Source organism: Accumulibacter sp. (assembly GCF_023806635.1).
Taxonomy (GTDB): Bacteria; Pseudomonadota; Gammaproteobacteria; order Burkholderiales; family Rhodocyclaceae; genus Accumulibacter.
Window position 1 is genome coordinate 18,552 of record NZ_JAMTDQ010000017.1, and the last position, 15,242, is coordinate 33,793.

The 15,242-nt window shown below is 63.9% G+C and carries 12 protein-coding genes; 9 read left to right on the top strand and 3 right to left on the bottom strand.

Annotated elements, in window-relative coordinates:
• Positions 1–182: 182 nt before the first annotated feature.
• The 3 genes from NFW30_RS03005 to NFW30_RS03015 form a co-directional block, all read right to left on the bottom strand.
• The gene (locus NFW30_RS03005) at positions 183–1,028 is read right to left on the bottom strand and encodes a CheR family methyltransferase (protein ID WP_295350389.1); all 846 of its coding nucleotides are present in this window, start codon (positions 1,026–1,028) and stop codon (positions 183–185) included.
• A gap of 281 nt (positions 1,029–1,309) precedes the next feature.
• Positions 1,310–2,794 (bottom strand): hypothetical protein, encoded by a 1,485-nt coding sequence (locus NFW30_RS03010; RefSeq protein ID WP_295350430.1) that lies wholly within the window; start codon positions 2,792–2,794, stop codon positions 1,310–1,312.
• The gene (locus tag NFW30_RS03015; protein ID WP_295350392.1) at positions 2,794–3,699 is read right to left on the bottom strand and encodes a glycosyltransferase family A protein; all 906 of its coding nucleotides are present in this window, start codon (positions 3,697–3,699) and stop codon (positions 2,794–2,796) included. Before NFW30_RS03015 ends, NFW30_RS03010 begins: the two co-directional genes overlap by 1 nt.
• Positions 3,700–4,258: 559 nt before the next feature.
• Here NFW30_RS03015 and NFW30_RS03020 point away from each other — a divergent pair.
• From NFW30_RS03020 to NFW30_RS03060, 9 genes are all read left to right on the top strand, one after another.
• The gene (locus NFW30_RS03020) at positions 4,259–5,155 is read left to right on the top strand and encodes a GNAT family N-acetyltransferase (protein WP_295350395.1); all 897 of its coding nucleotides are present in this window, start codon (positions 4,259–4,261) and stop codon (positions 5,153–5,155) included.
• Between the two features lie 27 nt (positions 5,156–5,182).
• Complete coding sequence (locus NFW30_RS03025) at positions 5,183–6,583, top strand: PIG-L family deacetylase (RefSeq protein ID WP_295350397.1); 1,401 nt, start codon at positions 5,183–5,185, stop codon at positions 6,581–6,583.
• A 123-nt stretch (positions 6,584–6,706) separates the two neighbouring features.
• On the top strand, positions 6,707–7,453 hold the full coding sequence (locus NFW30_RS03030) for a zf-TFIIB domain-containing protein (RefSeq protein ID WP_295350400.1): 747 nt from the start codon (positions 6,707–6,709) through the stop codon (positions 7,451–7,453).
• Positions 7,454–7,640: 187 nt separating this feature from the next.
• Complete coding sequence (locus NFW30_RS03035; protein ID WP_295350403.1) at positions 7,641–8,816, top strand: aspartate aminotransferase family protein; 1,176 nt, start codon at positions 7,641–7,643, stop codon at positions 8,814–8,816.
• A gap of 9 nt (positions 8,817–8,825) precedes the next feature.
• The gene (gene argF, locus NFW30_RS03040; protein ID WP_295350406.1) at positions 8,826–9,779 is read left to right on the top strand and encodes an ornithine carbamoyltransferase; all 954 of its coding nucleotides are present in this window, start codon (positions 8,826–8,828) and stop codon (positions 9,777–9,779) included.
• A complete protein-coding gene (locus tag NFW30_RS03045) occupies positions 9,776–11,005 on the top strand; it encodes an argininosuccinate synthase (RefSeq protein WP_295350409.1) in 1,230 nt (409 codons plus the stop codon). The genes argF and NFW30_RS03045 overlap by 4 nt, the downstream gene beginning before the upstream one ends.
• Positions 11,006–11,052: 47 nt before the next feature.
• Positions 11,053–11,262 (top strand): DUF2788 domain-containing protein, encoded by a 210-nt coding sequence (locus NFW30_RS03050; protein ID WP_034941400.1) that lies wholly within the window; start codon positions 11,053–11,055, stop codon positions 11,260–11,262.
• Between the two features lie 72 nt (positions 11,263–11,334).
• A complete protein-coding gene (locus NFW30_RS03055) occupies positions 11,335–11,829 on the top strand; it encodes a YajQ family cyclic di-GMP-binding protein (protein ID WP_295350414.1) in 495 nt (164 codons plus the stop codon).
• A 227-nt stretch (positions 11,830–12,056) separates the two neighbouring features.
• Positions 12,057–15,065 carry a DEAD/DEAH box helicase gene (locus NFW30_RS03060; RefSeq protein WP_295371752.1) on the top strand — a complete coding sequence of 1,003 codons (3,009 nt, stop codon included), beginning with the start codon at positions 12,057–12,059 and terminating at the stop codon, positions 15,063–15,065.
• Positions 15,066–15,242 lie beyond the last annotated feature (177 nt).

Genomic DNA, 15,242 nt, shown 5'->3' on the forward strand with positions numbered 1-15,242 from the left:
TGCCTTCATGCGACAAGGGGGGCGGGCTGCGGTACGGCCCTCTTGTAGGCGAGTTCCTGGCGGCGCGCAGGCCGCACTATAGCAGACGGGCGCAGACGGCTGCACCGTGGCTGTCGGCCCTGTGGCCGGGCGGTGACACCCTCGGCAGCGGCAGCCTGCGGCCCTCTCTCGGAGCAGACTGATCAGTCGTGCGCTGCCGCAAAGCCTGGCGTTCGGAAGATGGTGCTGTAGCGCCTGATGAAGTCGGGTCTGGCCGCATCGATCGGCTCCAGTGTCCAGTATCCCCAGGGCCAAGCCGAGCGGCGCATCTGATCGCTGTTGTGGATGGCCTCGATTTCCCAGTCGACGGGAATCAGTCGATGGCTCGTGACAAGAGCAAGCTTGGCGTCCAGGTTCATGCCGGCAACGAACAGTGCGCCGCCGGGACGCGTGGCGCCGACCGCGCGCGCAAAGGCCTCGGCGGCGGTTGCATCGTCCATGTGCAGCAGAAAGTTCTGGGCGAAGACCATGTCGTAGCCGGCAGCTGCCGAGAAGTCGCTGGCGAGCAGGTCGCCATGCGAGACCCGTACGCGCTGCCGGATGTCCGGGGCGATGCCCCACGCCTCGCCGCACGGCTCGAGCAGCCGCGCAGCATAGCGCCGGGCCTCCCCGCGCAGCGGATCGGCCAGCCCGTACTTGCTGCCGTAGACTGCCCGTTGGGCAACGGCAACGGCTTCGTGCGCAATGTCGAAGGCATCGATCGTCCAGTCGAGGGCCGGGAATTCGACGGCCAGGTAGGCTGCCAGCGAGTAGGCTTCGCAGCCAAAGCTGCAACCGGCTACCAGGATTCGGCAGGTATCGCCGCCAGCGACCAGCTCTCGCAGCGGACCCTGCAGTGCATCGAGCTGGCGGATGTTCCGGAAGAAGCGGGTGGCCGTCGATTGTCCCCGCGGCTCGCGGGCAAGCCGCCGGGAATGGATCGATCTGCCCAGCCCGTTCAGGACTGGCAGATCGAACAGCCTCTGGTTGAGCGAAACGCGTTCAGACATGTCGTGTGGAGGGTCCTGTTGCCAAGGGTCAGCGAGATCCATGTCTGGCGCGACTCGCCAGCGCCGGCGAAAGCAGCCGCTCCTGGCGGCTGCGCGCCGGATCTCTCTGTGGCGGCCGAGGGGTGGCCAATGTCGCTCCTGCGAGTATCGTCGAGCCGTTTCGCCTCCGTCAACCGCTGTCGTCGCCGGCAGCACACGGGCGCCCCATCCCATGCGGACCTGCGAGGTTCCCGGCGAGCGACGTCGGTATCCTGCTCGTGCAGGCAGTGATCGGGCAGCCTTCATTCGCCAATCACCAGGATCGTCTCTCCCCTCGCGTTCCTGAACTGCTGGACGACCTGTTTGCGTTCCTTCGCCAACCAAGTCTGCAGTGTGACTTCATCCGGTCTGTGTGTCAGGACGTAGTAGCGGAAGCCTCCGGCGTCAGCGCCAGCCATGACTTGGCGCGCTGTCATGTCCGTCCTTGGGTAACCTCGACCCGCGTAGTAGGCGATCCTTGCATCTTCGTAATAGACCCGGTCCTCGGCCTTCGTATGCTCGGCCAGCCAGGCCGCAGCGTCGAGGAAGTGCGTCTTTCCCGGGCCGCGCGAGACGGTGTTTGCCAGCATGAACATGAGGAGTACGAACACGGCGACTGGCGACCAGCGCGGATGGCTCCGGCAGAACATCATCAGAGCCATGGTCAGCAACGGAACGACCAGCAGGTTGAGGAAGCTTGTGTAGCGTGAGTTGATGAAGCGAAACTTGATGAAAAATATGAGCAGTACACACAGGTAAAGGAGCCATGTCCACGCGAACGGCCGCAGCCTGCGCCAGTACTCACTCACTGCCCGCCAGTTTGCTCGGTAGAGCAGGGGCACACAGAGAGGGCCGTTGAGAGCGCAGAACTTCACCAGAAGCGTGAGCAACAGGCCAAATACGAGGATCTGCCGCGCGTCCTCCTTGGAGTGGTACTCGAGGATGATCTTGGCGAATAGATTCGCCATCTCATCAAGGCTCAGAAGCAGCGCTCGCGGATCGATCACGGCAGCGAAACCGGCGATCCGCGGCTGCCAGATGTCGGTCCCTGACACAAGCGCCAGACCAGCCGCCAAGCCGACTGCCAGAGGCAGAGCGTTGAGTTGCAGCAGTCGCATCCAGCCTTGCCGAGTGTGGAGTTCACCCAGAAGGCTTGCGGCGAGCGCCGGCATCAGTACGAGCGCCTCAAGCCGGAAGAGGGCTGCCAAGCCAATTGCTGCCTGTATGGCAGCTGCCCGCCACCAGCCGCCACGGGCCAGCCACCGCAGCGCCAGGTGGAGCGCCAGGACACAGAAGAACCACGATCCGTGTTCCCTGATGATGTCACCGCGGAACTGGTTGAACGCCGGCAGAGAAAGGACCACCAGCGCAGCCCAGTAGTTGCAGTCCGGCGAGAATCGGAGCGTCACGGCGACGAGCAGGGCACTGGTGCCAGCCACAAAGAGCGTGCACCAGAGGTGCGCTGCCGTCTCCAGAGGCAGTCCGAACACCTTGCTGGTTGCCGCCAACAACAGGGAGAACCATGGCCAGTCGAACGCCCGGAAAGCGACTGAAGCATCTTGTTCCAGCACCTGCCGAGCGACGTCGAGGTAGAGCGCCGCATCCCTGCCGACCAGGGTTGTTTGCGAGAACGCCAGCAGCGAGAGCAGCACGCTGCCCAGGAGGACGGCAGCAACCGGGCGGGTATCACCCGAGCTTCCGCACGCTTGCGGGGAAAAGAACCGGCGAGGGAAGGACAGGCGCAGCATCACGCCAAGAACAGGCGAAGGGCCTTGCGCAGGTAGTTCCAGCGCAAGGCCTGTCGGCTGTCCAGTCGCCAGGCTGCGCGATAGAAGTGCTTTGCCGCGGGACGGTCGCCCGACTGCAAGGCGGTGCGGAAGAGCGAGAGATAGCGCTGCGACGCGTAGCGGCTGCGCAGCGGCTGACACTCGGCCGGCAGGCTGGCGAAGACTTCATCAATCATCGTTTCGGCCCTCATTTCTTCATCACGCCGATCATGACGCAGGCTGTCCCCGTGCTTGTGGATTCGCGCCAGCACGACGTTGGTGGTCACTACCGGGGCGCTGACCAGCATGTGGGCGAAGACCGGGACGTCTTCACCACCACGGAGGCTCTCGGGATACGGCCTCCGCAGCAGGAGATCCCGGCGGAACAGCGAGGAGCCATGCGAGATGGTGATGCGCTTTTGCAGAAGGTAGCGCTTGCTCAACCGCAGTGGCGACTCGGCAGGCACCGTTGTTGGCAGTCGGAGCCGCTCGCGACCATCGGCATGGACGGAAAGCTGCGCACCGAGGATCGTACCTGCTTCGGGGTGGCTAGCAACCGTTGCACGCAGGGCCCGGAGCGCATCAGGTTGCAGTTCGTCATCGGCGTCGAGCAGCAGGGCGTAGTGCCCGCGCGCCTGTCGCAGGCCGTGATTCCGCGCTGCGGCAGCGCCGGCATTGGCTTGGTCGATCACCAGCAATCCAGGGTAACGCGCCGCGTAGCCGGCCAGAACACGGGCTGTCTGGTCTGTCGAGCCGTCGTTGACGACGATCAGCTCCATCCATGTCGCCCGCTGCAAGAGGACCGAATCGAGCGCTCGAGGCAGCAGGTGCGCGTAGTTGTAGGTCGGTACGATGACGCTGATCAGCGGTCGTTCTGCTGCAGTCATTTCCTCAAGCGCTCCGTCGTACCAGTGGCGATCGCTGCGGCACCAAGACCCCGGTGGCCTGCCGGGTTGCCTCGACCGGACCGTGGCGTGACCGCCGGGATGCATCGAGCAGCTACCGCCCTGAGCCTCTGCAGCCGGACAATTCCCCAAGTCATCCACCGCCCCGGTACGATCCGGAGCTGCGAGGCAAGAGCCGTGATCATCGTGTTCCTCGCCGCCGAACCCCCGTCTTGAAGGTTGGCCCTGGCGCCGTTCGCACGGGTCACCGGGTCGGTATTCTTCTCCGATCCTGGCCGGAATGCAATAATCCGTCTTGCGGCGCAGCATCGGGTTCATGCCCGTTCACTGCAGCCCACAGCCTTTGCTGCGGTCAGGCGCCGTTGAAGGGGGGATGGATGTACATGCATAGTGCATGGATTGCCGGCGATGTGCTGCACCTGCCGCGCTTTGCCGTCAAGCCATGGTGCAGCCTGCGGTGCACGGTTGCACGCGGCGCCATTGCGCGAATGATCCCGACGGCTACAGGCCGCGTACCAGTTGCGCTCGCGGCGGGCGGCGGATGCTGAATCGTTGGCGTTCCTGGCGCGAGCGCGGCTGGACAGCGGTCGCCGCAAGTGATTATGCGCGCGCCTGGCAGCTCTTTGGCGGCAGCGTCGCGACGCATCCCGCGATCATCGAGCGCCTGTCTGCACTGGCCGAGATTCCCGTGCGCTACCTTGGCTGGTTTGCAGGCGGCGAGCTGCTGGCCGGAGTCGCCTGCTGGGAGGGCCATCTTGCCTTGTCGAAGGAGGTTCTGAAGAAGCGCGGCCAGCGCGGACTGTTTGACCTGGGCAATTCGGAGGTCATCCTGCCGCTTGCCGCTGGCGTGCAGGTACCGGTGCGCTGGCGCATGCGTTACGTGTCCGAACTCAATCGTGGCCAGATCAGTACGCTGCGGCCGCAACCCGAAGAGCTGGCTCTGCTGCGGCCCCTGCACGACTGCTCGGCGAAGTTCCTCTACAATCAGCGGCGGGAACTGCGACGACTGGAAGAAATCGGAGGCCGCTTGCGCCCGCTTGCGGACTATTCACCAACCGAGCAGGCGGCAATCTATGCTGATCTTTTTCGTCGCCGCTGGGGCTTTGCGGCCCGGGGCGAGTCCCATCTGGCCGAGGTTTTCGGGTTGTTGCGCGAGTTCATGACGGGTTCGCTGCTCTTGCGTGACGGGCAGCCGATTGCCATCCAGATTCTCTACCGCGTGGAAGCGCCGCAATGGATTTCGCTCGAGTACATCAACGGCGGAGTCGATCCACGGAACAGCGAGTACAGCCCGGGAAGCGTGCTGACCTTCGTCAACGCCCAGGCGGCGCGCGCAGAAGCCCAGGCGGCGGGCAAGCCACTGCGCTACTCCTTTGGCCGTGCTGACGGTGGCTACAAGGATCGTTGGTGCCATCGCGCGCCCGCCTACCGGATCTGAGGCCGGGTCCGGGAACCGAGTCCAACCATGAGCCCGCGCAAGCAACATCTGCTGTCGCTGCACCGCCGGCACAAGCGCCTCGTGCTGCTGTGCGGCGCCCTGTTTCTGATGGCAACGGCCGTCCTCGTGGCCTGGTGGATGGCGGTGTTGCTGTTGCTGTGTGGCTGGGTCGCGCACGAGGCCTGGTTCGCCGATCACCTTTTCTATTCGCCACGCACTGATTACCAATACCGCTTCCCGGATGGAACGGCGCAGCAGACGGTTTCGCTGGACGGGGGACGAGTGACGCTGACTGCGCCGCTGGCCAGCGGCGACACGCTGTTTCTCGAGCTGCGGCTGACCAGTTCCTGGCTTGGCCTGTGGGTTGACCCACATGTCCTGATCGGTGGTGACCGGCAGGATTTCGAGCGTGGCGTTCGTGGGCGGCGCTTTCTCAACCTGTCGGGGCAGGAGGCGGTGCTGGCCGCGGGAGAGTTGCGGATCAGAGGCTGCCATTGCCGCCTGTCGGCGAACGCGACTCTCTACGTCCTGTGCAATCCGGACTACGCCGAAAAGCGGATGATGATCGTCGCTCCGCATGCGGACGATGCCGAACTGGCGGCATTCGGTCTCTACCGGCGGGCGTTTGGGGTGTCGATCGTCACCTTGACGCAGGGCGAAACCGAAGCCGGGAGCTACCGGCGCCTGGGTCTCGATGCCGCTGCTGCAGCACGGCTGAAGGGACGCCTGCGCACCTGGGACAGCCTGGCTGTGCCACTGTGGGGCGGAGTCCCGCAGAGTCGCTGCGTGCAACTGGGCTACCACTGCATGCAACTGTCGGCGATGCTGGCTGACCCCGGATCGCCGTTCCCTTCGCGCGAGTCTGGTGACACGGATGTGCGCGAAGCTCGCCGCCACAACCCCCTGTCACTGCCCGCCGATGCCGACGGGCTGCCGTGTGGTGCCAACCTCGTCGCCGATCTGGCGGCTCTGCTCGACCACTTCCGGCCGCAAGTCGTCGTTACCCCGCACCCGCAGCTCGACCCGCACGTCGACCACGTCGCCGCCACCCGGGCGCTCGAACTGGCGATGCAGCGGTCGGCCTGGCAGCCGGAAGTCGCGCTGCTGTACGCCAATCACCTGCATGACAACGACCGCTGGCCAATGGGTCCGGCCGGCAATGGCACGGCGCTGCCACCCACTTTGACCGATCTGCCCGCGGATGGCCTCTGGAGCCCGCTGCTGAGCTCGGCAGCACAGCTCGACAAGGCGATGGCCCTGGCGATGCAGCATGATCTGCAGGGCGGGCTGCGCTGCAAGCTGCGGTTGCGGCGACAGATCCAGCGAGCCCTTGCCGGTCGCAGCTGGCCGGCAAGCGGCGACAACGAGTTTTTCCGCAAGTCGGTGCGCCGCCACGAGATCTTCTGGGTTCGTCGCCTGCGTGGATGAGCGGTCGGCTTCTTGCGACCACGCTGCTGCAGCTATACTGCCGTACCCATGAGCTCTACGGTCTCTTGCGAGGTCGCGACCCGGTCGCGCTCACGGCTTCCTTTCATCTGTACGTCCACTGCCATGAACCATCAACCCAATGCTCCGCGCGCTCGCATCGAACAAGGCAGTACCTGCCCCAGTTGCGGCGCAGCGATGGCTGTACATCATTTCAAGCGGCAGCTTGGCGGTGAAGTCTTGCTGGACATCTGCTTTGCCTGTCAGGGCATCTGGTTCGACGAACACGAGAGTGCGCAGCTGGCGCCAGCGGGTGTACTCGACCTCTTTCGTCTGCTGCATGAGCATCAGGTTGACCAGCGCCAGCCGTGGTCGACGGTCCTGCGTTGCCCGCGCTGCCGGGAATCCCTGCTCAACTGCCTGGACAGTACGCGCGCCGGTCGCTTCGCCTATGGCCGCTGTCCGCAGCGACATGGCCGCTACAGCGCGTTCGCGGCGTTCATGATCGAAAAGGGGTTCGTCCGGCAGCTCAATGGCGGCGAGGTGGCCGAGTTGGCGCGCAGGGTGCGGACGATCCGCTGTGCAAGCTGCGGCGCGCCGGTAGACATCACTCGCGATCACGTCTGCAACCATTGCCGCTCGCCGATCGTCATTCTCGATCCCGACGCCGTGCGCACGGCTCTCGACGACTTCGGCAGCAAGGCACGCCGTCAGGAAGCCGCCGATCCACACGCCATCGCCGATGCGCTGATTGCCAACGAGCGCCGGAAGTCGTTGCATTCGCGGCAGGCGCGAAAGGACGTGCTGGAGACGGAACTCTCCGATCTCGTTGTCGGTGGTATCGAGACGATCTGGAATCTCATCCGCAGGTAGCCATTTTTCCCCGTGCCCGCTACACATCGCGGGCGTTATCGCTTAGAATCCTTGGCCTGTAAGCCGGTCCCTGCAACCTCGGCAACGTGTCCGCGGGCAACAGTTCCCGGTCCTGGGTGAGAACGCATCTGTCCGGCGGCGCGAGCCGCCGTTTCAGTTTTGACGTCTGCGCAATGGGTTGTGCTCAATGTCCCATCTGATGAATACCTACAGCCGCTTGCCGGTCGCTTTCAGCCACGGCGAAGGCAGCTGGCTGACTGACACCGAGGGCAAGGTCTACCTTGATGCCCTGTCGGGAATCGCAGTCAATACGCTGGGACATCGTCACCCGGCGCTGGTCGAGGCGATCGCGACGCAGGCGTCGCGTCTGCTGCATGCGTCGAATCTCTACCGGATTCCGGAGCAGGAGCGCCTGGCGGACAAGCTGGCGGTCCTTTCCGGAATGGAAGAAGTGTTCCTCTGCAATTCCGGCTGCGAAGCCAATGAGGCGGCGATCAAACTGGCCCGCCTGCACGGCCACCGGCAAGGGGTGGACAGTCCAGCGACGATCGTCATGGAGAGAGCCTTCCATGGCCGGACCATGGCCACCCTTTCCGCCACCGGCAACCGCAAGGCGCAGGCCGGCTTCGAGCCGCTCGTCGCGGGCTTCCTGCGTGTTCGCTACAATGACCTCGAAGCGATCCGGACGCTGGCCCGTGCGAACCAGAACGTCGTCGCCGTGATGCTTGAAATCGTCCAGGGCGAAGGCGGAGTCAATGCCGCCGATATCGAGTTCCAGCGTGGTCTGCGGGCGTTGTGCGACGACCGGGGCTGGTTGCTGATCTGCGACGAGGTTCAATGCGGGATGGGCCGAACCGGAACATGGTTTGCCTTCCAGCATTCCGGCGTCCGGCCGGATGTGGTGACGATGGCCAAGGGGCTGGGCGGCGGGGTGCCGATCGGCGCCTGCCTTGCTGCCGGGCTGGCGCAGGGTCTTTTCCAGCCGGGCAAGCATGGCTCTACCTTTGGTGGCAATCAGCTGGCGTCGATCGCGGCATTGACGACCATCGAAGTGATCGAGAGGGAAGGCCTGATCGATCACGCGCGGTCTGTCGGCGAGTCGATCCGCAACGGACTGGCCACGGCACTGGCGGATTGCCGAGGTGTGGTGCAGATTCGCGGCCAGGGTCTGATGATTGGCATCGAGCTTGATCGCCCATGCAGCGAACTGGTGCTGCTGGCTTTGCAGGCCGGCTTGCTGATCAACGTGACGGCAGATACGGTCATTCGCCTTCTGCCACCGCTGACCTTCAGCGCCGATGAAGGACGTGAACTGACGTCGCGCCTGGCGGTTCTCATCCGTGCCTTTCTCGCATCGACCTAGAGTTCGACCATGGACCGCCCTCGGCATTTCCTCCAGTTCAAGGACTTCACGCGTGCGGAGTTCGATCATCTGTTCGAACGAGCGCGTTGGATCAAGGCCGAGTTCAAGGCCTTTCGCAAGTACTGGCCGCTAAGCGATCGCACTCTCGTCATGATCTTCGAAAAGGCCAGCACGCGCACGCGGCTTTCGTTCGAGGCCGGCATGCAACAGCTCGGCGGGTCGGCGATCTACCTCAACAGTCGGGATTCGCAACTGCAGCGTGGCGAGTCGGTTGAGGATGCGGCGCAGGTGATCTCGCGCATGAGCGATGTCGTGATGATCAGGACTTTCGAGCAGGCGATCGTCGAGCGCTTTGCCGCATACTCGCGCGTGCCGGTGATCAACGGCCTGACCAACGATTATCATCCATGCCAGATTCTTGCGGACATCTTCACCTTCACCGAGCATCGCGGCCCGATCCAGGGCCGGACGGTCGCCTGGATCGGCGATTCGAACAATGTCTGCAATACCTGGCTACAGGCGGCGGAAGTGCTCGACTTCCGGGTCCACGTGTCCACCCCCCCGGGCTATGAGGTCGTCCCCGAGCGCCTCGGTCTGCAGGGGGCCCGACATTTCGAACAGTTTGCCGACCCTCTGGCAGCGGCACGGCAGGCTGACCTGGTGACCACCGATGTGTGGACCTCGATGGGCTTCGAAGCGGAAAACGATCACCGGCGGCGCGCCTTCGCCGCTTGGCAGGTGAATCGGGAAATGATGCGCCAGGCCGGTCCGCAGGCGCTGTTCATGCACTGCCTGCCGGTCCATCGGGGCGAGGAAGTGTCGGCAGAGGTCATCGATGGGCCGCAGAGCGTCGTCTGGGATGAGGCCGAGAACCGAATGCACACCCAGAAAGCGCTGCTGGAGTACCTGTTGTGTGGGCGCGTCGATGTATCATCATCCTGTTCGCCTGGAGAAAGAACATGAGTCAGATTCGCAAAGCCGTCCTTGCCTACTCCGGCGGCCTCGATACATCTGTCATCCTCAAGTGGTTGCAGGATACCTATCACTGCGAGGTCGTGACCTTTACTGCCGATCTCGGACAGGGTGAGGAACTCGATGCGGCGCGTCCAAAAGCGCTGAAGCTCGGCATTGCTGCAGGGAACATCTACATTGAGGACCTGCGTGAGGAGTTCGTCCGCGACTTCGTCTTCCCGATGTTTCGTGCCAACACGGTCTACGAGGGCGAATACCTGCTCGGCACGTCGATTGCCCGACCGCTGATTGCCAAACGCATGATCGAAATTGCCAATCTGACCGCTGCCGACGCGGTGGCGCATGGCGCGACCGGCAAGGGCAACGACCAGGTGCGCTTCGAGCTGGGCGCCTACGCGTTGCGGCCCGATATCCGGATCATTGCGCCTTGGCGCGAGTGGGATCTGCTGTCGCGCGAGAAGTTGCTGGCGTATGCCGAGGAGCACGGCATCCCTGTAGAGATGAAGCATCGCCAGGGTGGTTCTCCGTATTCGATGGACGCCAACCTGCTGCACATCAGTTACGAGGGACGTCACCTCGAGGATCCTGCGGCCGAAGCCGAGGAATCGATGTGGCGCTGGACCGTCTCTCCGGAAACGGCGCCCGATGCAGCGGAGTACCTTGATCTCGAGTTCGAATGTGGTGATCTGGTGGCGATCAACGGTCAGCGGCTGCCGGCACACGAGTTGCTCGGGCGGTTGAATGAACTGGGCGGCAAGCATGGGGTCGGTCGCATCGATCTCGTCGAGAACCGCTACGTGGGCATGAAGTCCCGTGGCTGCTACGAAACGCCTGGCGGCACGATCCTGCTGCCGGCGCACCGCGCCATCGAGTCGATCACTCTCGACCGCGAGGTGGCGCACCTGAAGGATGACCTGATGCCGCGCTACGCCAGCCTGATCTACAACGGCTACTGGTGGAGCCCGGAACGCCTGGCGCTGCAGAAGCTGATCGACCATACGCAGCTGGCCGTGAACGGCTGGGTGCGGGTCAAGCTTTACAAGGGCAACGTGATCGTCGTGGGCCGCGACTCGGCGACCGATTCGCTGTTTGACTCGACGATCGCTACTTTCGAGGATGACGCTGGCGCCTATGACCAGAAGGATGCTGCCGGGTTCATCAAGCTCAACGCCCTGCGGATGCGCATTGCGGCCAGGCTCGCTGCCCGCCGGCAATGATCCCGGGATGATCGGTCGATGTGCGGCCTGAGCGAAAGGCGGCGCCGATGTTTGGCCTGACCGAAGAACAGATATCGGACTTCGGCATGACCTTCGGGGTCGGTGCCTTCATGCTCTTCATGCTGTTCATCATCGGCGAGATCGCCTGGAAGTCGAAGGCCGGCAAGACCGGCACGATCATTCTTTTCTTCGTCCTTTCATTCGGCATGCTGGGCTTCATTGCCAAGACGATCATGGAGAAGCTCTGGGGGCTGTAAACTGTTCAACTGCTGCGGCTGGCGGCGTGGGGCCGCGCCCCGCAGGCTCTTCGACCGACAACTGGATCCACTATGCCTTCGTTCGATTTTTCTTCCGAAGCCGACATGGCGGCGTTGCACAACGCCCTCGATGTCACCCGGCGTGCCATCGACAATCGCTATGACTTCAAGGGCACGAGCGCCCGGGTGGATCTCAACGACAAGGACAAGGTCATCACCCTGCATGGTGACTCCGAATTCCAGCTCGGCCAGATCAGGGATCTCCTCTTTCCGGCGATGGAAAAGAAGGAAAAGGAGAGCACCAAGCGGCTGGATGATCAGCCGGTGCAGCGCGTCTCGGGCAACAAGGTCAAGCAGGATCTGAAGATCCGGATTGGCATCGAGTCGGAACTGGCGAAGAAGATCGTCAAGCTGATCAAGGACTCGAAGCTCAAGGTGCAGGCATCGATTCAGGGCGATGCGGTACGCGTCAGTGGCGCCAAGCGGGACGAGTTGCAGGCCTGCATCGCGTTGGTCACGAAGGAGGTCACCGATTTTCCAATCCGCTACGGCAACTTCCGCGATTGAGGATGGGAGGAAGGAAAGCACGATGTTTGCCCTTGCCCGAGCGTGCTGCCCCATGCTGGATTCATTATCGTGGCTGCCGCGAATGCGCCGCGTCGCGTTGCGCGACGCCGGTAATCAGCTGCCCACCTGGCTGCGGGTCAGGAGCTTGAGCGAGCCAGCGATCGGCGGCTCCGCAGGTCGTACCGTCTGGCGCGAGGGATGCGTCGCCTGGCCGTTGGGGCTGCTGCGTGGATAAGCCGGTAGAACGATCGCTGCCGGTCGGCGACGGTGACGTCGGTGCGCTGTCGTGGACGGAGGAGTTGCGCCGGGTGGCGCTGGCCGTGAGCAAGAAGGACCGTGGTCCTGCTGCAGGCCGTCAGCAACTCTTCTACCTGCTGCAGTGGACGGCTGATCTGACGGGCTTCGGGGTCACTGTTCACAAGGGGCGCGAGCCCGAGAGCGCCACCGACTTGTGGACCATCGATCGTGCGCTCGCGAAGGCCCTTCGCTTCGTGAGCGACGAGGATCGCCCGATCCTGCGACTGCTGTGGGCTGAACGCGCCGTAGACACGGGCCTGCATGCCTTCGGGCTCGGACCGCGACACGGTGGCGAAGCGCTGCAGCTCATGGCGAAGACCGGCCGCCTGTGTCGTGGTGACGATTACTCCTTCCTGACCCTGGCCGCGCCGCGTCCGGCGGCCCTGGGCTGGCGGCAGGCCGGCGAGGGGCGGCAGTTGGCGACGCTGCTGACAGAGCCGGCAGGCGGTCTGGTGATACCGCTGCCGCAGCCGTGGTTCGTCGATCTCGAGCGGCGTCTTGTCGGTCCCCTGCAGGTTGGAGGCAATCCGGCCGTCGTCGCTCGCCTGTTCTCGCTGCCCCCCTTGTCGCCTACAGCCGCAGCACTCGTCGGCGAGGCACTCGCCGAGCCCGCCATCGATTTGCCCCGAGACCCGGAGCAGGCGAGTGTCGATAGCCGTTGCATCGTTGCCGAGCCGGTCGCCGTGCTCCGTCTGCGGACCCTCCAGACGCACGGAAATCGTGGCTGGCGGGACTACTCCACCGCTTACGGCGGTGGACCCTTCGATGTCGCCCTGGCGGCGTTTCGCTACGAGGATGTCGAGGTGATTCCCGAAGACCGGCGTGACTTCACGATCCTTGCGAACGGTGAGATGGTTCGCATCGAGCGCCAGCGTGCGCGCGAAGAGGAGTTGATGGCTGAACTGGCGAAGGCCGATCTGGAAAAGATTCCGGGCTACGTGCTGCACACTTTCGGTAGACCGCCAGAAAATGCATACGGCTTGGCGCAGGAGAGCAACTGGCCGCTGTTCATGCGTGAGCACCTGGGGCAACTGCGCAGCCGTGGTTGGCAGATCGACTTCGCCATCGAGTTTCGCCATCGTTTGCTCGAGGTGGAGGCCTGGGATGCCGATCTGACCGAGTCCGGGCCCGGCTGGTTCGAGCTCGACATGGGGATCGTTGTGGAAGGTGAGCGTCTGCCACTTGCGCCCCTTCTGGCCAGTCTTTTCCGGCGTGACGGCCGTTGGCTCGACGCTGGTCTGCTGGCGCAGGTCGCTGACGGTGAAATGGTCGAACTGGTGACGGCTGCCGGCCTGAGAATTCGCGTCCCGGCGTGGCGTCTGAAGCCGCTGGCGGCGACCCTGATCGATCTTTTCGAGGGGTTCACTGGCGGCACCAGCCTGCGCCTTTCCCGTTTCGATGCGCCGCGCCTGAGCGAACTCAATGACAGCACACGCTGGCGGTTCAGGGGCCAGGAAGACGTGCTGGCCCTTGCCGAGCAGTTGAGTACGGCGCAGGGCATCAGTCATATCGTGCCACCACGTGGGCTTGGTCTGGAACTGCGTCACTACCAGACCGAGGGGCTGGCGTGGCTGCAGTTCCTGCGCGAGCAGAACCTCGCCGGAATTCTCGCCGACGACATGGGTCTGGGGAAGACGGCGCAGACACTCGCACACCTGTTGCTGGAAAAGGAGTCGGGGCGGCTCGACCGGCCGGCGCTCATCGTCCTGCCCACCTCACTGATCTTCAACTGGACCAACGAGGCCGCACGCTTCGCCCCCGGGCTGTCGCTCCTGTCCTTGCACGGACCGGAACGCAAGAACCGCTTCGCAGGCATCCCGACCCATGATGTGGTGCTGACGACCTACCCGCTGCTGTGGCGGGACGTCAACGATCTGACCCGCTACTCCTACCACCTGCTCATTCTCGACGAGGCGCAGACGGTGAAGAATGCACGCAGTCAGGGTGCCGAAGTGGTGCGTCGGATCGAAGCGCGGCACCGTCTCTGCCTCACCGGAACGCCGCTCGAGAACCATCTGGGCGAACTCTGGAGCCAGTTTGACTTTCTCCTGCCCGGCTTTCTCGGCAGCAACCAGACTTTCACCAAGTACTGGCGGACGCCGATCGAGAAGCAGGGGGACGTCAGGCGACGCGAGCTGCTGGCGCGGCGTGTGCGTCCGTTCATCCTCCGCCGCAAGAAGGAGGAAGTGGCGCGTGAGCTGCCGCCGAAGACGATCATCGTGCGCAAGGTGGAGTTGGCTGGCGGTCAGCGCGATCTCTATGAGACCGTCCGTGTCGCGATGGACGCCAAGGTACGCCAGGAAATCGCCAGCAAGGGATTCAATCGCAGCCAGATCGTCATTCTCGATGCGTTGCTGAAGTTGCGGCAGGTCTGTTGCGACCCGCGGCTGCTCAAGTCGAAGGCGGCGCAGAAGATCAAGGAACGAGCCAAGCTGGATCTCCTGATGACGATGTTGCCGGAGCTGGTCGAGGAGGGCAGGAAGATCCTGGTGTTCTCGCAGTTCACCAGCATGCTGTCGCTGATCGCCAAGGAACTGCACCTCCTTGCCCTCGACTACGCCCTGCTCTGCGGTGATACGGGTGATCGCGAGGAGCAGGTCCGCCGCTTCCAGTCAGGCGAGGTGCCCATCTTCCTGATCAGCCTGCGTGCCGGTGGCGTTGGCCTGAATCTGACGGCGGCGGATACGGTGATCCACTTCGATCCCTGGTGGAACCCTGCGGCCGAGAATCAGGCGACAGATCGGGCGCATCGGCTCGGTCAGGACAAGCCGGTCTTTGTCTACAAGTTGATCGTAGCCGGCAGCATCGAGGAGAAGATCCTCGCCTTGCAGGAAGGCAAGGCCGAGCTTGCGGCCCGCATTCTGTCGGCCGATCATGGCGTCGAGGCCAAGTTCGGCAGCGAAGACATCGCGGCCCTCTTCGCGCCGCTGGCGACCTGAGGAACAGGCCCCATGGCGGTGGCGCAGGGCGAGCAACGGCATGTGTTTGTCGCATGTCTGCAACGGGGTTCCGGCAAACGGCTCCGGTTCGGCGAGGTCCTGCCTCAGGGCTGCCGGGCTTTGCACCAGTTCTCATTTCGACCCCCATGGCCGGGAGTGGTGAGGTTCAGGACGATT